The 17,445-nt window shown below is 70.0% G+C and carries 15 protein-coding genes; 6 read left to right on the top strand and 9 right to left on the bottom strand.

Annotated features, from left to right (window positions below; translation table 11 throughout):
- The first annotated feature begins 2 nt into the window (after window positions 1-2).
- Window positions 3-365, top strand: a complete 363-nt coding sequence (locus tag FPZ12_RS36325; RefSeq protein WP_144752304.1) for a thioesterase family protein — start codon at window positions 3-5, stop codon at window positions 363-365.
- A gap of 12 nt (window positions 366-377) precedes the next feature.
- Here the strand turns inward: FPZ12_RS36325 and FPZ12_RS36330 are convergent, their stop codons facing one another.
- From FPZ12_RS36330 to FPZ12_RS36350, 5 genes are all read right to left on the bottom strand, one after another.
- On the bottom strand, window positions 378-833 hold the full coding sequence (locus FPZ12_RS36330) for a MarR family winged helix-turn-helix transcriptional regulator (protein WP_144752307.1): 456 nt from the start codon (window positions 831-833) through the stop codon (window positions 378-380).
- Window positions 830-2,185, bottom strand: a complete 1,356-nt coding sequence (locus FPZ12_RS36335; protein WP_144752310.1) for an MFS transporter — start codon at window positions 2,183-2,185, stop codon at window positions 830-832. Before FPZ12_RS36335 ends, FPZ12_RS36330 begins: the two co-directional genes overlap by 4 nt.
- Window positions 2,186-3,008: 823 nt before the next feature.
- A complete protein-coding gene (locus tag FPZ12_RS36340; RefSeq protein WP_144759159.1) occupies window positions 3,009-3,935 on the bottom strand; it encodes a hydroxymethylglutaryl-CoA lyase in 927 nt (308 codons plus the stop codon).
- Complete coding sequence (locus FPZ12_RS36345) at window positions 3,932-5,206, bottom strand: hydroxymethylglutaryl-CoA reductase, degradative (protein ID WP_144759162.1); 1,275 nt, start codon at window positions 5,204-5,206, stop codon at window positions 3,932-3,934. Before FPZ12_RS36345 ends, FPZ12_RS36340 begins: the two co-directional genes overlap by 4 nt.
- A 100-nt stretch (window positions 5,207-5,306) precedes the next feature.
- Window positions 5,307-7,142, bottom strand: a complete 1,836-nt coding sequence (locus FPZ12_RS36350; RefSeq protein WP_144759165.1) for a helix-turn-helix domain-containing protein — start codon at window positions 7,140-7,142, stop codon at window positions 5,307-5,309.
- 138 nt (window positions 7,143-7,280) lie between these two features.
- Here FPZ12_RS36350 and FPZ12_RS36355 point away from each other — a divergent pair, with 138 nt between their 5' ends.
- From FPZ12_RS36355 to FPZ12_RS36370, 4 genes are read left to right on the top strand one after another with little or no spacing between them, the layout of a single operon-like run.
- The gene (locus FPZ12_RS36355) at window positions 7,281-9,335 is read left to right on the top strand and encodes a hydantoinase/oxoprolinase family protein (protein WP_144759168.1); all 2,055 of its coding nucleotides are present in this window, start codon (window positions 7,281-7,283) and stop codon (window positions 9,333-9,335) included.
- Window positions 9,336-9,355: 20 nt separating this feature from the next.
- Complete coding sequence (locus FPZ12_RS36360) at window positions 9,356-11,506, top strand: hydantoinase B/oxoprolinase family protein (RefSeq protein ID WP_144759171.1); 2,151 nt, start codon at window positions 9,356-9,358, stop codon at window positions 11,504-11,506.
- Between the two features lie 15 nt (window positions 11,507-11,521).
- Entirely contained in the window at window positions 11,522-12,778 is a 1,257-nt protein-coding gene (locus tag FPZ12_RS36365; RefSeq protein WP_144759174.1) for a CaiB/BaiF CoA transferase family protein, read from the top strand.
- Complete coding sequence (locus FPZ12_RS36370; RefSeq protein WP_144759177.1) at window positions 12,778-13,557, top strand: enoyl-CoA hydratase/isomerase family protein; 780 nt, start codon at window positions 12,778-12,780, stop codon at window positions 13,555-13,557. The genes FPZ12_RS36365 and FPZ12_RS36370 overlap by 1 nt, the downstream gene beginning before the upstream one ends.
- Before the next feature lie 246 nt (window positions 13,558-13,803).
- On the opposite strand, the gene infA is transcribed toward FPZ12_RS36370, so the two are convergent.
- The 4 genes from infA to FPZ12_RS36390 all read right to left on the bottom strand — a co-directional run bounded on the left by infA (window position 13,804) and on the right by FPZ12_RS36390 (window position 16,302).
- Window positions 13,804-14,025, bottom strand: a complete 222-nt coding sequence (infA, locus tag FPZ12_RS36375; RefSeq protein WP_144759179.1) for a translation initiation factor IF-1 — start codon at window positions 14,023-14,025, stop codon at window positions 13,804-13,806.
- Complete coding sequence (locus FPZ12_RS36380; RefSeq protein WP_144759182.1) at window positions 14,015-14,785, bottom strand: GNAT family N-acetyltransferase; 771 nt, start codon at window positions 14,783-14,785, stop codon at window positions 14,015-14,017. The genes infA and FPZ12_RS36380 overlap by 11 nt, the downstream gene beginning before the upstream one ends.
- A gap of 180 nt (window positions 14,786-14,965) precedes the next feature.
- Window positions 14,966-15,595, bottom strand: coding sequence for a 3-oxoacid CoA-transferase subunit B (locus tag FPZ12_RS36385; RefSeq protein WP_144759185.1), 630 nt, complete (start codon window positions 15,593-15,595; stop codon window positions 14,966-14,968).
- A 2-nt stretch (window positions 15,596-15,597) separates the two neighbouring features.
- The gene (locus FPZ12_RS36390) at window positions 15,598-16,302 is read right to left on the bottom strand and encodes a CoA transferase subunit A (protein WP_144759188.1); all 705 of its coding nucleotides are present in this window, start codon (window positions 16,300-16,302) and stop codon (window positions 15,598-15,600) included.
- Window positions 16,303-16,457: 155 nt separating this feature from the next.
- Here FPZ12_RS36390 and FPZ12_RS36395 point away from each other — a divergent pair, with 155 nt between their 5' ends.
- Window positions 16,458-17,222: an IclR family transcriptional regulator gene (locus tag FPZ12_RS36395; protein ID WP_144759191.1), complete on the top strand. Its 765-nt coding sequence runs from the start codon at window positions 16,458-16,460 to the stop codon at window positions 17,220-17,222.
- Window positions 17,223-17,445 lie beyond the last annotated feature (223 nt).

Genomic DNA, 17,445 nt, shown 5'->3' on the forward strand with positions numbered 1-17,445 from the left:
CTGTGCGGTTCGAAGTGACCGAGGCCGACACGGCCGAAGCGCTGGGCAGTGGTGACCTGCCCGTGCTCGGCACCCCGCGGCTGATCGCCTGGCTCGAAGCGGCGACGGTCGCCTGCGCCGCGCCTTCGCTGGCGGCCGGGCAGACCACGGTCGGCACCGCGATCCACGTCCGGCACCGCCGGCCCACGCCGGTCGGCGGTGAGGTCGAGGTCTTCGCGGAGGTGCGGGAGTCCACTGTGGAGGGACGGATGTCGTTCACCGTGCGGGCCGTCGACGGAACCGGGCAGGCCGTCGCCACCGGCGAGATCGAACGCGCGGTGGTCGACGGGGAGCGTTTCCTCGGCTCGGTTCCGGCCTCGCGATAACCCGCGAGAGCGTCAGACAGGGTGGTCGTCGGCGAGTTCGTCGATCGCGCCGACGAGTTCGTGCAGCGCGGGCAGGGCGGCGGAAAGCACGTGCTGCCACCCGGGGTGGAGCTTGCCGAGCGCCTCGCCGAGGATGCGGGCGTTGGTGGTCTGCCACCGCCGCACCGCGGCCTCACCGTCGCCGGTCAGCTCGAGCCGGACGGTGCGGCGGTCTTCGGTCCCGCCCGCGCTGGTGACCAGCTCCCGTTTGCGCAGCCCGTTGACCAGCGTGGTGACGGAGTTGGGCGCGAGCCGCAACTTCCGGGCCACCTGGCTGGGCTGCGCGCCGGGGTTCTCCGCCAGGCAGGACAGCAGCTCCAGCTGCGCCACCGAAAGCGGGTTGCCCGGATCCGCGGTGCGGCCGGCGCGGCGCATGGCCCGCCGGAGCCGGGCCACGATGTCGGCGAGTTCCGGCTCGGACCCGGTCATGCCCGCTTGCCCCCGGCGAGCCCGGTCGCTCCGGCGACGAGGGCGAACACGGCCAGCGCCAGTAGCGTCACCGTGCTGCCCGCGGCGTGCCCGATGTGCAAGCACAGCGTCACGAGCGCGACACCGAGCGCGGTGCCGAAACTACGTGCCATGTTCACGAGTCCGCCTCCTGTCGCCGAAATCCGCGCCGGGATCGCCCCCATGATCACGGAGTTGTTGGCCGGGATGAACACGCCCAGGCCGATCCCGACGAGCAACAGTACCGGCCCGGCCAGCGCCGGCGCCCCGGGCGCCAGCGGCAGCACCGCGCACCCGGCGGCGCACACCAGCGCACCGGCGACCGTCCGGCCGCGCGACCCGAGGCGGCGGGGGAGCAGCCTATTGGCGCCCACCGCGGCGAGCCCGAACCCGGCCGGCAGGCACGTCAGCACGAGCCCCGCGTGCGCGCCCAGGATCTGCGGGAACAACGTGAGCGGCCCGAACAGAACGAGATAGCCGCACAAGGCGCCCGCCAGGCCGAACGACACCGCGGGTGGGCGCAGCACGCTGAGGTCGATCAACGGGCTCCGCGCCCGCCGTTCCCGCGCGCCGAACGCGATCACCGCTCCCACCGCGACGGCCACCAGCACCAGGACTGTCCACAGTGGCAGGTGCAGGCCGGAAATTCCGGACAGGGCAAGCAAAACGGCCGTGGATCCGGCGACGAGCAGGCCGAAACCGGTGGTGTCGAAACGGCCGAGCGGTGTCCGTTCACGGGTTCTTGGCAGGAGGTAGCGTCCGGCGATCAGGCCCGCGATGCCGACCGGCAGGTTGACCAGGAACACCCAGCGCCACCCGATGGTGCTCACGAGCACGCCGCCCAGCGCGGGGCCGAGCGCCAGACCGAGCGCCTGCGCCGAGGCCTGTACGCCGAGCGCGGCCCGGCTGCGTTCCCTCGGCACGCTCGTGACCACCAGCGCGACGCTGTTGGCCTGCAACATCGCCGCCCCCAGCGCCTGCACCACGCGGAACCCGATCAACCAGCCGAGCCCCGGCGCGAGTCCGCACGCGACCGAGGCGAGCGTGAAGACCCCGAACCCCCAGACGTACATCAGCTTCCGCCCCGCCGCGTCGGCCACCCGACCGGCGGCGGCCAGCAGCCCGACCAGGCCGAGCAGGTACGCCAGCGACACCCATTGGATCGCCGCGAGGGGCTGGCCGAACTCGGACTGCAGGGCCGGGAAGGTGAGCGTGACGATGCTCGCGTCCAGCTGCCCCATGAAGGCGCCGAAGCACACCGTGCCGACCGCGAACCAGCCGGCCTTCGGATGCTCCCGCACCACCTGCGGACGCCTGCGCTCCGCCAACAGCACCTGGTCTCCTCCCCTTCGGCCAGTGATTCTGACACAGAACTAGTTTTCGAGCGATGTGGGACTGTGTAGTGTTCTTTGGGCTGATGAACCTCATAGGCAGAGTTAACTGGCCGTCTCTACGGGAGGCGGCCGGGGAAATGTACGGACGTATCCTACGTCAAATGTACGAACATTTGAAGCCTTGACGGACGCGAGGTGATGTGCTTGACAGCGCGGCTGACCGGTCCGGCCGTGGCAGCGTTCGAACCGGGAGGTGGCAGGGCTTTGAACCTGACCGAGTTGGTGGTCATCCCGTCGCCTGCCCTGGCCCTCATCACTTCAGTCCGGGCCCGCAACCTTTTTCACCAGCGCGCGGCCGAAGGACCAAAGCTTGCGGGTCCGGGGTGAAGTGATACCGCTACCGCAGGCGACGGGATGACCACCGACGCAACCACCCACTTTCGGTGAGTGGATCTGCGAAACCCCTTGTTATCCCGGAGCCAGCCTCCCCGGCGAGGGGCTTCTTTGTCTTTTCCCCTCGGCTTTGCTTTGGCTCGGCTTGGGGCAGCAACGGACGCGCGCAGGGCGCGCTGTGTGCACCTCTCCGCCGCCCCGATCTCGGAGTATTTGCGGTTCCGGGGGTTCGTCAAGGCGGGAAAGAGTACCTTGACAAACCCCCGGAACCGCAAAAGCAGGCTGGGGATCGGAGCGGCGGAGGGGTGTGGTCGTCGGGACGGCTCGCTTCGCGTTGCCGGGCGGCGGTTGGGGGGGTGGTCGTGGGGAGTGCCCGGCTTTCGTTGCCAGGTGGCGGTTGGGGGTGGCTCGCGTCGCGTCGCCGGGAAACCTAGGACCCCAGTGCGCGCACGACGGCTGATGGGCTGGGCCGCCCGAGTTTCTCGGCCAGCCAGGTGCTCGTCTCGACGAGCTTCTCGAGGTTGACGCCGGTGCGGATGCCGAGCCCTTCGAGTTGCCAGAGTAGGTCTTCGGTGGCGAGGTTCCCGGTGGCGCTCTTGGCGTAGGGGCAGCCGCCGAGGCCACCCGCCGATGTGTCCACCGTGGTCACTCCGTGCTGGAGTGCGACGAGCGTGTTGGCCAACCCTTGCCCGTAGGTGTCGTGGAAGTGCACGGCGATCGTCCCGACGGGCACACCCGCCGCGACCAGGGCGTCGAGCAGCGCAGCGACGCGGCCCGGGGTGGCGACGCCGATGGTGTCGCCGAGGCTGAGTTCCGTGCACCCCAAGGAGATCAGCCGGGTCGCGACCTCGACGACCTGGCCCGCACCCACCTCGCCCTCCCAAGGATCGCCCCAGCACATCGACAAGTACCCGCGCACCCGCATCCCGGATTCGCGGGCCTGTGCGACGACCGGCGCGAACATCTCCAGCGACTCGGCCACGGTGCGGTTGAGATTGGCCTTGGCAAAGGATTCCGTGGCCGAGGCGAACACCGCGATGTCCGTGACACCGAGGTCGAGTGCCCGCCGCAGCCCGCGCTGGTTGGGCACGAGCACCGGATACCGGACCCCGGGGCGCCGATCGAGCCGCCGCAGGACTTCTTCGGCATCGGCGAGCTGGGGGACCCACTTCGGGTGCACCAGGCTCGTCGCTTCGACGACCGCGTGCCCCGCGTCGGCGAGCCGCTCGATGAACTCGACCTTCACGTCCGCGGGCAGCGGCGTGGCCTCGTTCTGCAGGCCGTCACGCGGACCGACCTCGCAAATCGTGACGGCGTCGGGAAGTCCGGGCAGGCGCCCGGTCCCGAAGGTGGTCATCGTCCGGCCCGGATGTCCGCCAGTACCTGCTCCGCGTAGTCCGCGCGCACCTTCTTGTCCGCGACGAGACGGGCGACCACGGCGGGGACTTCCTCGGCGGTGGCGCCGACCGTCGCGGCGATGTTGCGGGCATGCAAGGACATGTGGCCGCGCTGGATCCCTTCGGTGGCCAGCGCCCGGACCGCGCCGAAGTTCTGCGCGAGGCCCACGGCCGTGATGATCTCGGCGAGCTCCGCGGCGGTGCTGACGCCGAGCAGTTTGACCGCGGCCTGCGCGGTCGGGTGCACCTTGGTCGCGCCGCCGACGAGACCGACGGGCATGGGCAGTTCGAGGCTGGCGGCCACGTTGCCGTCGGCGTCCTTTTCGAAGCGCGACAACGAGGTGTAGAGCCCGGCGGGCGAGATGGCGTGCGAGTGCGCGCCCGCTTCGACCGCGCGGGTGTCGTTGCCGGTGGCGAGCACGACGGCGGTGATGCCGTTCATGATCCCCTTGTTGTGCGTGGCGGCCCGGTACGGATCGGCCTCGGCGAGCGCGGCGGCGTGGATGATGTTGTCGACGACCTCGGGCCCGCCGAGCGCCTCCGCGTCGAACACCGCGCGGGCACGGGAAAGCCGCAGATCGGCCTTGTTGGTGAGGATCCGCAGCAGGCTGTTGCCGCCCGCGATCTCGGCGGCGCGGGAAGCGACGGCCTCGGCCATCGTGTTCACCGCGTTCGCGCCCATCGCGTCGCGCACGTCGACCTGCAGGTGCGCCACCACGTATGTGCCGGCGCGGGACGGCACGAGCCGGACGGCGATGTCGCGGACCCCGCCGCCGAACTCCACGAGCTTCGGGTCCTGTTCGTTCGCCAGCGCGATCAGTTCGTCGCGCGCCTCCAGCAGCCGGACGCGCCCGGCCTCGGGGTCCGCGACGCCGACGATCTGCACCTGTGCCTGCATCACCGGCGTGGTCGAGGACGTGGAGAACCCGCCGTGGATCCGCGCGACCTTGGCGGAGTTGCTCGCCGCCGCCACGACGGACGCCTCCTCGGTGGCCATCGGGACCAGCACCTCGGTGCCGTTGATCACGAAGTTCGTGGCCACTCCCAGCGGCACGGCCAGCACGCCCGCCACGTTCTCGATCATGTGGTCGGCCTGCCCGAGGCCGAGCCCCTGCGCGGGATCGAAGGCGGCGATCGCCGCGGCCTCGACGCCGGCGGCCTCGGCGACGGACTTCCGCCGGGCCTCGACGGACAGGTCGCGGAGACCCTGGATACGACTGGTGCGCGGCATGGCGCCCCTCCCACCTCGACGTGGCTGCGGTACGAGGCAGGACGTTAGTGCTCGGCGCCCCACTCCGGAACGGACCGACCGTCCACTGCTGACGGTGCGCCTATGGGCTTTTGGTCAGATGTGCCAGGCGAATGGCGACCGTGATCCGGAAGAGCCGGTCGGGTTCCTGCCAGTCGGCGCCGAGCAGCTCCGCCGTGCGGTCGAGGCGCTGCAGCACGGTGTTCTTGTGCAGGTGCAGCGCACGCGCGGTGGCGACCGGGCTCATCCGGTTGCTGAGGTACGCCGCGAGAGTGGGCAGGAGCTTGGCGGAGCGTTCGGCGTCCCAGTCCAGCACCGGCCCGATGACACGCCGGACGAACGCCGCCACGCGTTTCTCGCCCGGCCCGAAAAGCGCCGTGTACGGGAGATATTCGTCGGCGGTGACGGCGGCGTCGCTCATCCCGAGCGCGGGCAGGATCCGCAGGCACGCCGACACCGCGTCGACCTCCGTGCGCAGGTCTTCGGTCGTGTCGCCGACGCCTGCGCCGACCGTCAGCACGGGCGAGCGAACCGTGCGCCCGACCGTCGTGTGGACGAGCGTGCTCGCCGTCGCGGGGTCGGGCTCGGCGGTGAGCGCCACGATGCGATCGGCGTGCTCACCGACCAGCCCGGCCGTGCGACGCAGGGCGCGGACGGCCTCGCGGCGAAGCTCCGCCGGGACCGAAACCACGACCAGCGATCGCAGTTCGTCGAGCCGGATCCCGCGGGCGCGCGCACGGGCGCCGATGTCGGCGCGCCTGTCCGCGTCCTCGGAAAGCATGTCCGCCAGCAGGTCGCTGCCGACGCGTTGCTCGGCCTCCAGCATGGCGTCCTGCTTGAGGTTGAGCAGCGCGGTGATCTGCGCGGCGCGCTCGGCGGTCCGCCGTTCCACCGGGCCGAACTCGACTTCTCCTTGCTGCAGAAGGAGAGCGCCGAGCAGAGTCGGCCCGGCGAGCACGGCAACCACGTATTCGCCCTCGCCCGCGGGCGTGCACCGGCCGCTGCGGCGGCTGAGATCCACAGCCTCGGCCACTGTCTCGTCGAGGCGGTCGAGATCGAGGATCGTGACCTGGCACCGCAACGCGCGGCCGAGCGCCGTCGCGACGTCCGTGGCTTCGCCGCCTTCCAGCACCAGGCTCGTGAGGTCACTGTGGACTTCGCTCGCCCGTTCCATCGCTTCGACGTGGCGGGCGAGTTCGCCATACGCGCGGCGGGTTTCGTCGGCCGACTGCTGGGTGCGGGCCAGCAGCCGCGCTGTCTGCAGCACGACGGCGGCGTGGTCGGCGAAGGCCGAAAGCAGCGAGATTTCGTCGGGGGAGAACGCGTGCTCTACGCGGTTCGCCGCGAACAGCACGCCGATCACCTCTTCGCCCGCGAGCAGCGGAACGCCGAGCAAGGACACCAGCCCTTCCGCGTTCACAGCGGCATCGATGCCCGAATCGTGGGGCGCCTGGGTCATCGTGGCGTACTTGGATGTCCAAAAAGGACGGCGGCGCTCGACGACCTGGCTCGCCAGCCCCATTCCGGGCGGCACCCGCAGGCCGAGGAACGAGGGCGCGACCGTGCCGAGCGTGGTGCGCACCCGCAGTTCCGAAGTCTCCGCGTCGTACTCCGACAGGTACGTGACGTCGGTGCCCATCAGGTCGTGCGCGCGTTCCACGAGGCGGCCCAGCAGCTCGTCCACGTCGCGGAGCTGGGCGAGTTCGCGCGCGGAGGAGAACAGCGCGGCGAGCTCCTGGCCGCGCCGCCGCCAGCGCTGCGAAGTCGCGCGAAGGTGCCGCAGTTCGTAGCCGATCCGCATCGCGTCCTGCTCGGGCAGGGACAGCTTGGAAATCAGCGCGTCGACATCGATTTCGGGCTCCGCCGAAGCCGCGTGCAGCAGGCCGATGACGACGTCGACCGGGATCGCGTCGGACATGGCCCGCCTCCTTCGCATGTGCCGATGGTCCGAGAAGTGACCGGGAATCCTGGATGGACGATACATACTCTGAACGGACCAGTGCACGTACCGTCCCTGGCACGATCAGCACCGACGCAGTCAAGGGAGACAGCGAGCATGACGCTTCACGTGGGCATCGACGTCGGTGGCACGTTCACTGACGCCGTGGCGATCGTCGACGGGCGCGCGATTCGCGGCAAGGCGTTCTCGACCAAGGACGTGACCACCGGGATCCTCGACGCGCTGGGGGTGCTGCGAGAACGGGCGGGGATGGCGGAGGCGGAGTTCTTCGCCGGCGTCGACCGCTTCGTCCTCGGCAACACCATCGTGACCAACGCGGTGGACGAGCAGAAGTACGCCGCGGTGGGATTGCTGACCACACAAGGGTTTCGCGACACCCTGCGGATCGCGAGGTCGGCACGGACGGACGAACGCGACCCGCACGAGATGGCGGCGCCGCCGGACATCGTGGAGCGCCGCCGCATCGTGGAGGTCGCCGAACGGGTGGACGCGCACGGCACCGCGCTGGTCCCGCTGACCGAGGACGCGATCGCCACCGCCGTGGACGCCGTACTGGCCGCGGGCGCCGAAGCGATCGCCGTCTGCCTGCTGTGGTCGTTCCGCAATCCCGCGCACGAGCGGGCGATCGGCGACTACCTCGACAAGCACCACCCGGACCTCCCGTACACGCTGTCCAGCCGGCTCACCCCGGTGTACCGCGAGTACGAGCGCATGGTCACCACCGCGCTCGACGCCGCCGTGAAGCCGATCGTGGCTTCGCACTTCGATCATCTCGCCGACGAGCTCCGGCGCAGGGGGCTGCGGGCTCGCGTGCAGATCATGCAGGTGCACGGCGGTTTCCTCTCCGTGGAAGAGACCGGCAAGGCGCCGATTTCGATGTTCAACTCCGGGCCGGTCGGCGGGGTCACCGGCGCGCGGCTGCTGGGCAAGCAGCTCGGCCGCAGCCGCGTGCTGACCGCGGACATGGGCGGCACGAGCCTCGACGCGGCCGCCATCATCGACGACGAGTTCCGGCTGCTGCCGCGTGCCGAAATCGGTGGCCTGCCCACGAGTCTGACCGCCGTGGACATCGAAACCATCGGCGCGGGCGGCGGCAGCCTGGCGTGGGTGGACGGCCGCAACCTGCTGCGCGTCGGCCCGCACAGCGCGGGCTCCACGCCCGGCCCGGCCTGTTACGGCAAGGGCGGGACGCGGCCCGCGGTCACCGACGCCGCGCTCGTCCTGGGCTTGATCAACCCGGACTACTACCTCGGCGGCACCGTGCCGTTGTACGAGGACCAAGCGCGCGCCGCGCTGCGCAAGCACGTGGCCGAACCGCTCGGCATCACCGAGGACGCCGCGGCCGAAGGCGTGTACCGGCTGGCGACGTCGCAAATGTCCAACGCACTGCGCAAGATCACCGTCAACCGCGGGCATGACCCGCGCGAGTTCACCCTCGTCGGGTTCGGCGGCGCGTGCGGCCTCTTCGCGGCCGGGATCGCCGCCGAGGCCGGGGTCCGCGAGGTCGTGATTCCGCGCAACGCGGCCGTTTTCTCCGCGCACGGCCTCATGCACGCCGACTCCGTGTTCTCCGCGGTGCAGACGAGCCCGTGGACGATGGACCGGCCCGCGGAGGTGCTGGACAAGGAGTTCGCCGCGCTCGAACAGCGGGCGCAGGCGTGGTTCGAAACCGAGGGAATCCCCGGGGACAGCCGCGAGCTCTACCGCGAGGCGGACATGAAGTTCGTCGGCCAGATCTTCGAGGTGACCACCCGGCTACCCGCGGGCACGTTCCGCGAAGCCGACAAGGAAGCCCTGCGCGCCCAGTTCATCGCCGACTACGAAGAGGAGTTCGGCGCGGGCACGGCGTGGACCGAGGCCGAGATCCTGCTCGTCAACTCGCGCGTGCGGGCCATCGGGCGCAGTGACGTGCAGGCCGTGCGGCACTTTGCTGGCGCCGATGAGGAGCAGCACGAGCTGTCCCGCCGCGAGGTGCTCGAACCGCTCACCGGCCAGCGCGTGGAGGTCGACGTGCACCGCGGCTTCGGGGCGCTCGGGAGCGCGTCCGGCCCGTGCCTGCTGGAAGAGCCCGACACGACGGTGTACGTGCCCAGCGGCGCGACCGTCGAACTCACCGAAAGCGGCGACTTCCTGCTGCGCCTCGCCCGCTGACCCGTCAAAGGAGACGACCCATGACCAGCACCCCGCACACCCTCCCCGAGGGGTTCGACCCGGTCACCCTCGAAGTCATCCGGATGCGCCTGGACTCCATCGTGGAGGAGATGGGCATCGCGATGATCCGCTCGTCCGGCTCCCCGGTGATCACCGAGGCCGGCGACTTCAACACCGCCTTGTTCGATCCCACCGGCAGGATCTACGCCTACTCCGACTACGTCCAGTTCCACATCGGCTCGGGCAGCGTCGCCGTGCAGAACCTGGTGCGGGCCATCGAAGGTGAGCCGCTGGCGCCGGGGGACGCGTTCATCAGCAACGACCCGCACACCGCCGGCGCGAGCCATCCGCCGGACACCAACATCATCTCGCCGATCTTCCACGGCGACGAGCTGATCGGCTGGGCACAGTCGCAGGCGCACCTGGTCGACGTCGGCGGCATGACGCCCGGCGGGTTCGCGCCCGGCGCGCTCGACTGTTACGCCGAAGCGCTGCGCCTTCCGCCTGGCGTCAAGATCTTCGAGAAGGGCGAGCCCGTCGAGTGGGTGCGCCGGATCCTGCTCAACAACGTCCGCGTGCCGGCGTTGTTCTGGAACGACGTGCGAAGCCTGGTGGCGAGCAACAACACCGGGATCCGGCGGCTGCTGGGCACCATCGAGGAGTTCGGCCTGCCGCAGTTCCGGGACTACACCAGGCTTTCCTTCGAACTCGCCGAGCAGGTGGTCCGCGACCGCATCCGGGAAATCCCCGACGGCACCTACGAAGCCGAGGAGTGGACCGAGCACAATGGACACGTCGACGAGCTGTACCGCGTCGCGTGCACCATGACCAAACGCGGCGAACAGGTCACCTTCGATTTCACCGGCTCCAGCGAGCAGACCGATGGCTTCATCAACTGCAGCTACGGCGCGCTGGTCGGCAGCGTCGCGTCCGCGATCGTGCCGATCCTCGCCTGGGACGTGCCGTTCAACGAAGGCGTGATGACCGCGTTCGACATCGTCGCCGAGCCGGGCTCGATCGTGAACCCGCGGCCACCGGCGCCGATCAGCAACGGCCACCTCACCACCGGCGCCAGGGTCAGCCGCGTCGTCACGAAACTCATGAACGACGCCTGCCGCGCGTCCGCCGACGAAACGGTCCGCGATCGCACACAGGGTGTCTGGGGCGATTCGTGGACGGGCGGGATCTCGGCCGGGACCACCGACGACGGCGAGTTCTTCGTGCTGTTCAACATGGACGGCGGCGGCATGGGAGCCGGCGCGCAGCCGGAGCGCGACGGGCTCGACTGCGCCGGGATGATGACGCAGGTCAACAACATGCTGCCGGACGTCGAAATGAACGAGATGCTTTACCCGGTCCTGTACCTGTGGAAGCAGCTCAACACCGAAAGCGCCGGGCACGGCGCGCACCGCGGCGGGCTCGGCCTGCGGTTCGCGTGGACGCTGCACGGCGCGCAGGAGGTCACCCAGACCGTGTTCGCGCCCAGCGCACAGGTGGTCGCCGACGGCTACGGCGGCGGGCTGCCCGGTGGTGGCAGCGGGCATGAGGTCTGGCGGCGCACCGATGTCGGGGAACTCCTTGCCGCAGGGCGGATTCCGACGCGGGACACGCTGGACTCGGCGGAACGCGAACTGCTCGCGATCAACCAGCAGTCGGTGGCGATCCGCGCCGGGGACGTGCTGGTGCAGTGGATCGCCGGTGGTGGCGGCTACGGCGACCCGCTGCTGCGGGACCCGCGGCTCGTCGCCGCGGACGTCCGGGACGGCTACATCACCGCCGACACCGCGAAACGGACGTATGGCGTGGTTCTCACCGACGGCGTCGCGGATGAGTCGGCCACGCACGCGGCGCGCGCCGAGCTGCGGCGGGAACGTGTCGGCGCCGCGCCGACGGAAACCGTGCCGCCGACGGCACCGGCCGGTTCGTCCGCGCCGCGCCGTGACGCCGACGGCTGGTACGTGCCCGCGAGCGGCGCGCGCCTGGGCAAGGGCGAGGATTGGCGCGACGAAGCGCGGAAGGTCACCCAGGTCGCGGCGGACCGGCTGGCCGAGTACGGGGTCCGCGTCCGGCCACGCACCGAAGGCCGTCGCGTGCTCATCGACGAGTTCTACAGTCCTTCCTGCGGCACGCTTCTCGAAGCCCGCGTCCGGGTGGACGCGGCCGCGAACTGACGAACAGGGGCGAAGATGACGATCAACGACGGCGGCCCGCTCGCCGGGATGCTGCCCGGCGGGACGAGCGAAGGCGCGCTGCGCGGCATCGTGGTCCTCGACATCACGAGGGTCGTGGCAGGCCCGTTCTGCTCGATGCTGCTGGCCGACCTCGGCGCGACCGTGATCAAGATCGAGAACCCGAAGGATCCCGACTACGCCAGGGACTTCCCGCCCAAGCTCACCGCGGGCGAGGAGGAGTTCAGCGGGTTCTTCGCGCAGTTCAACCGGAACAAGTTCGGGCTGACCCTCGATCTGTCCACCGAGGACGGCAAGGAACTGCTGAAGAAGCTGGTGCGCAAGGCCGACGTGCTGGTGGAGAACTTCCGGCCGGGCACGATGGACAAGCTCGGGGTCGGTTACGACGTGCTGCGCGCGGAGAACCCGCGCCTGGTGTACACGGCGATCTCGGGCTACGGCCAGACCGGCCCGTACCGGCGGCGCCCTGCCTACGACAACAGCGCGCAGGCGACCGGCGGGCTGTGGTCGATGAACGGGTTCGCCGACCGGCCACCGGCCCGCGTCGGCACGATCATCGGCGACCTGTCCGCGACGCTGTACGCCGTCATCGGGACGCTGGCGGCGTTGCGGCACGCGGAGAAGACGGGCGAAGGGCAGCTCGTCGACGTGTCCCAGCAGGATTCGGTGCTGAGCCTGACCGAGAACGCCGTCGTTTCGTACACAGTGGACGGTAAGGTGCCCGGACCGCTGGGCAACGAGCACCCGTTCGTCAAACCCTACGAGCTGTATCCCTGCAAGGACGGCTACGTCTTCTTCGGCGGCTACACCGACAAGTTCTGGCGCCTTTCGTGTCATCTGTTCGGGCAGCCCGAGCTCGCCGAGGACCCCGAGATCGACACGATGGCGAAGCGGTTCGAGTCCGAGGTCTACGAGCGGCGGGTGCGGCCGGTGCTGCACAAGTGGTTCGAGGACAAGACGAAGTCCGAACTGGAGGAAATCGTCGGGGACGCGGTGCCGCTCAGCGCGGTCAAGAACATCGGCGAAGTGGTCGAGGACCCGCAGATCGCGGCCCGCGACATGGTCGTGGACGTCGAGTACCCGGACTTCGGGGAGCTGCGGATGTTCGGCTCGCCGATCAAACTGGGCAGCACCCCGACGCAGCCGCGGGGGCTCGCGCCGAAGGTCGGGGAGCACGCGGACACGATCCTGCGCGCGCTCGCGGACCTCGACGAGCGGGGGATCGCGGAGCTGCGTGAGAAGGGGGCCATTTGATGGGGGGAATCACCCTCGAAAAGGACGGCGCGGTCGGCGTCATCCGGTTCGACCGGCCGGACAAGCTCAACGCGCTGACGCTCGCGATGTACGACGAGCTGGGCGCGGCGTTCGCCGAGGTCCGCGACGACGACTCGCTCGCCGTCGCGGTCCTCACCGGCAGCGGGGACCGCGCTTTCTGTGTGGGCGCGGACCTTTCGGAGTCGATCCCGGCGCTCGCCGAGGGCCGGTTCGACATCTCGGAATGGGATGCCGCGCACCAGAAGCACACGAGCCTGTTCAAGCCGGTGATCGCGGCGGTCAACGGGCTCTGCCTCGGTGGCGGGTTCGAGATCATGCTGTCCACCGACATCCGCGTCGCGGCGGACACGGCGGAGTTCGGCCTGCCGGAGAGCGGCGTCGGCGTGGTTCCCGCCGGCGGCACGCTCACCCGGCTGACGCGGCAGATCCCGTACGTGTGGGCGATGGAGCTGATGCTGCAGGGCGACAGAATCCCTGCGGCACAAGCACTTCGGTACGGGCTGCTGAACGAGGTCGTGCCCGCCGCGCGGCTGCTGGACGCCGCGATGGAGCGGGCCCACCGGCTCGCTTCGCGCAGCGGCACGGCGTTGCGGACGATCAAGGAAGCCGTGCTGCGGCTCGGTGATCTCCCGCAGGAACAGGCGTTCCACAGCGAGGCCCTATACGGGCAGAAGGCCTTCACCTCGGCCGATGCCCGCGAAGGCCTCGCTGCGTTCGCCGAACGCCGCGCGCCGGATTTCCCGTCGCGCGGCGCCTAGGTTCTGTCTTATAAGCGGCGGAGCCGCTTGCGGTGTGGGACTCAGCTCGCACCGCCGGGGGTTTGAATCGGCGGATCCGCGCGGAGCGCGTCCGTTGAGGGTGGCGGTGGGAGACGGGTGGGCGGTTCCTGGCGAGGACAGCTCCGACGCTGAGAATTGGCATTCTTGAGGAGGAGATCCCACAGCCAGGGGCCGCCTCAGGTTCCCCTACCCGCACCGCCACGCAAACCACATTTGAAACACTTCCTAGTTCCGGTACCGGTAGAGGATCCGGCCGCGGGTCAGGTCGTACGGGCTCAGCTCCACCAGAACCCGGTCGTACGGCACGATCTTGATGTAGTTCTTCCTGATCTTGCCGCTGATGTGGGCGAGCACGTGGTGCCCGTTCGGCAGTTCGACCGTGAACCGGGCGTCACGCAGGCACTCGATCACGGTGCCTTCCACCTCGATACCGTCCTTACCGGCCATGGCGCACCAGCTCCAGGACGCTGTTCGCCCGCCGGGCGCCGAGGCCATCGAACAACGCCGTCGCGGCCGCGTTGGCCTCGTTCACCTCGGCCGACGCGGTCTCGATGCCTGCCAGGTGCAGCACGCCGAGCGCGTGGTTCAGAAGTGCGCGGGCGATGCCGCGGCGCCGCCGTGCGGCGCGGACGGCGACCAGCCCGATCCGGGGCAGGCGCGTCGCCTGGGCCACCCGGATCAGGCCCGCGTACTCGCCGTCCTCCGTGGCCACGGCGTACTTCGCCGGATCCGCTCCGGCCGGTTGCGGCAGTACCTCGGCCGGCATTTCCGCCCAGCCCACGGTCGCTTCGACCTCTTCGCGGATGACGCGGTCCAGCTCCCGCAACCGGCCTGCTTCGGCCGTGCCGGTGGGCAGGATCGTGACGCCCGCTGGGGGTGCTGCCGTGACGCGGGTGGGCACGAGGTACTCCCACTCGCGTCGCCGGATGGTCAAACCGGCCTGCTGCCAGGCTTCCAGGAGTTCGTGGTCGGTTTCGTCGACGACCGTGTGCAGCGGTTCCTCGGACGCCGCCAGCATTTCCTGGGCCAGCCGGTCGAAAACCGGGCGATGCCAGGCGTCGACGCTGAGGAAGACTCGTCCGTCGGGCCGGGTGGTGGCCTCGCCGCGACCGGCCACCGTCTCGCCGTCGAGCGCGTGCCACAGCCGTGGCCCGACGCGGGTGATCTTCACCGCGGGATCGCCCGCGATGAAACGTGCAGTGTCCAAAGTGGTCACCTTTCGGGAGTGCCTGCTCGAGGCGCTCCCGGCAACCCCTACGTCAGTCGCCCGACCGTGACGACGAGGGGAGCACCCACATCGAAACAGCGTTCATGGTGCTCACCTCCCGGTGTCGAGTCACGGTCTGGAGAACCGTAACCGCGTGGTCCGGTGCCGTCCACTGATTTATCACGCCGAGATGGGCGCGCCGGTTTTGTCCTGGACTTCGGCGAGATCGGTGCCCGGCGCGGTGCGCACGAGGCGCAGTCCGTCCGGGGTCACGTCGAGCACGGCGAGGTCGGTGATGATCCGGTCGACCACGCCCGCGCCGGTGAGCGGCAGGGTGGTCTCGGTGACGATCTTCGGGCTGCCGTCCTTGGCGACGTGGTCGGTGATCACCACGATCCGCTTCGCGCCGACGACCAGGTCCATCGCCCCGCCCATGCCTTTGACGAGCGCGCCGGGCACGGTCCAGTTGGCCAGGTCCCCGTTCGCCCCGACCTGCAGGGCGCCGAGCAGCGCGATGTCGATGTGCCCGCCGCGGATCATCGCGAACGACGTGGCGGAGTCGAAGAAACTGGCGCCGGGGTTGACGGTGACGGTCTGCTTGCCCGCGTTGATCAGGTCGGCGTCCTCCTCGCCTTCGACGGGGAAGGGGCCGAGGCCGAGGATGCCGTTTTCGCTCTGCAGCGTCACCCGCACGCCGTCGGGCACGTGGTTGGCGACCAGCGTGGGGATGCCGATGCCGAGGTTGACGTAGTCGCCGTCGCGCAGCTCCGCCGCGGCGATCGCGGCCATCTCGTCGCGTGTCCAGGTCATGGTCAGGCCTCCGCCTTCGCTCGCACGGTGCGCTTTTCGATCTCCTTCACCCGGGGCCGGGCCTGCACGAACCGGTTCACGAACACCCCGGGCGTGCCGACCAGGTCCGGGTCGAGGTAGCCGTCCAGCACGACCTCGGCCTCGGCGACGCTCACCCGGCCGCAGGTGATCGCGAGCGGGTTGAAGTTCCTTGCCGCGTAACGATAAGTGAGGTTGCCCGCCGCGTCCGCGGTGTGCGCGTGCGCGAGCGCGACGTCGGCGATGATGGCGCGTTCCTGTACGTGGGTGTACCCGTCGAACTCCGCGTGCGGTTTGCCCTCGGCGATCGGGGTGCCGACGCCGGCGCGGGTGTAGAAGGCGGCGATTCCCGCGCCACCGGCCCGCATCCGCTCGGCCAGCGTGCCCTGCGGGGAGAACTCGACCTCCAGCTCGCCGTCGAGGTACTGCTGCGCGAACAGCTTGTTCTCCCCGACGTAGGACGCGATCACCTTGCGCACCTGGTGGTTCTCCAGCAGCAGGCCGAGGCCCTTGCCGTCCACCCCCATGTTGTTGGAGACGATCGTCAGCCCCGTCACGCCGGACTCCCGCACGACCTCGATCAGGTCGTTGGGGTTCCCGCTGAGCCCGAACCCGCCCACGGCGATCGTCATGCCGTCGGCGAGCACGCCGTCCAGCGCTTCGGCCGCGCTGCTGTACCTGGTGGACAAGCGCCTGCTCCTCCCTGTCCGTTCACTGAGCGTCCCGTGCAGTCAAGCCAGCGGGATGCCCGCCGGTCAACGGCTGGAAGTGGTAGGGATGAAGACTTATCGCCTGGTGGACGGGTGTGCGCTGGGTGTTCACTGAGTGGACGTAGAATCGGTCAATGACCGAAGCGCCGGTGCACGTCACGGGACGGATCGCGATCGTCCTGCGCGCTCTCGCGGCGGCCCCGGAGGCCGGTTTGTCCACTTCGGACGTCGCCCGCGCGACGGACTTGGCGCGTCCCACGGTGCACCGGTTGCTGGTGGCGTTGTCCGGTGAGGGCTATGTGGACCGTGATCGGCGGACGGGATCATGGTTCCTGGGGCCGGAGTTGTACCTGCTGGGCGAGGTGGCAGCCCGCCGTTACGACGTGACGCAACAGGCCCGCGCCAGCGTCCACCGGCTTGCGTCGGCCACGGGGGAGAGCGCCTTCTTTTCGGCGCGGCGCGGGGACGAGACGGTGTGCCTGCTCCGCGAGGACGGGGATTTCCCGATCCGCTCGTTCGTGCTGTACGAAGGCGCCCGGTTCCCGCTAGGCGTGGTGTCGGCGGGGCTGGTCGTTTTGTCGATGCTGCCGGACCGTGAGGTCGACGAGTACCTCGCGCGCGTCGATCTCACGGGCGACTGGGGCCCATCGCACGCGGCGGCGCCCTTGCGTGAGCGGATCGCTCGGACGCGGGAGCTGGGGTATGCGGTCAATCCGGGGTTGGTGGTCGAAGGCAGCTGGGGCATGGCCGCCGCGGTCTTTGGTCCCTCCGGCGAGCCCGCCTGGGCACTCACCTTGACCGGCGTGGAATCCCGCTTCCGCGACGATCGACGTCCTGAGCTGGGCGCGTTGCTGCTGAAGGAAGCCCACGCCCTGACCCGCGCCCTAGGGGACCGGTGATCCCTGGGCGGGTTAGGTCGGTGGCGGTTGTGGCGAACTTGCGGACGCCACACCCCCCAGCACGCACTCCACCGCCCCCCCCGGCAACGAAAGCCGGGCACTCCCCACGACCACCCCCTCAACCGTCACCCGGCAACGGGAAGCGAGCCGTCCCGACGACCACACCCCTCCGCCGCTCCGATCCCCAGCCTGCTTTTGCGATCTTGGGGCTGGGTCAAGGTAC

This window comes from Amycolatopsis acidicola (assembly GCF_007713735.2).
Lineage (GTDB): Bacteria > Actinomycetota > Actinomycetes > Mycobacteriales > Pseudonocardiaceae > Amycolatopsis_E > Amycolatopsis_E acidicola.

Bases quoted from the DNA above. Each gene is read 5' to 3' on its own strand.
- FPZ12_RS36340 (WP_144759159.1), bottom strand. From the start codon at position 3,935: ATGACCACCTTCGGGACCGGGCGCCTGCCCGGACTTCCCGACGCCGTC.
- FPZ12_RS36330 (WP_144752307.1), bottom strand. From the start codon at position 833: ATGACCGGGTCCGAGCCGGAACTCGCCGACATCGTGGCCCGGCTCCGG.
- FPZ12_RS36350 (WP_144759165.1), bottom strand. From the start codon at position 7,142: ATGTCCGACGCGATCCCGGTCGACGTCGTCATCGGCCTGCTGCACGCG.
- FPZ12_RS36360 (WP_144759171.1), top strand. From the start codon at position 9,356: ATGACCAGCACCCCGCACACCCTCCCCGAGGGGTTCGACCCGGTCACC.
- FPZ12_RS36345 (WP_144759162.1), bottom strand. From the start codon at position 5,206: ATGCCGCGCACCAGTCGTATCCAGGGTCTCCGCGACCTGTCCGTCGAG.
- FPZ12_RS36395 (WP_144759191.1), top strand. From the start codon at position 16,458: ATGACCGAAGCGCCGGTGCACGTCACGGGACGGATCGCGATCGTCCTG.
- FPZ12_RS36370 (WP_144759177.1), top strand. From the start codon at position 12,778: ATGGGGGGAATCACCCTCGAAAAGGACGGCGCGGTCGGCGTCATCCGG.
- FPZ12_RS36355 (WP_144759168.1), top strand. From the start codon at position 7,281: ATGACGCTTCACGTGGGCATCGACGTCGGTGGCACGTTCACTGACGCC.
- FPZ12_RS36365 (WP_144759174.1), top strand. From the start codon at position 11,522: ATGACGATCAACGACGGCGGCCCGCTCGCCGGGATGCTGCCCGGCGGG.
- infA (WP_144759179.1), bottom strand. From the start codon at position 14,025: ATGGCCGGTAAGGACGGTATCGAGGTGGAAGGCACCGTGATCGAGTGC.
- FPZ12_RS36385 (WP_144759185.1), bottom strand. From the start codon at position 15,595: ATGACCTGGACACGCGACGAGATGGCCGCGATCGCCGCGGCGGAGCTG.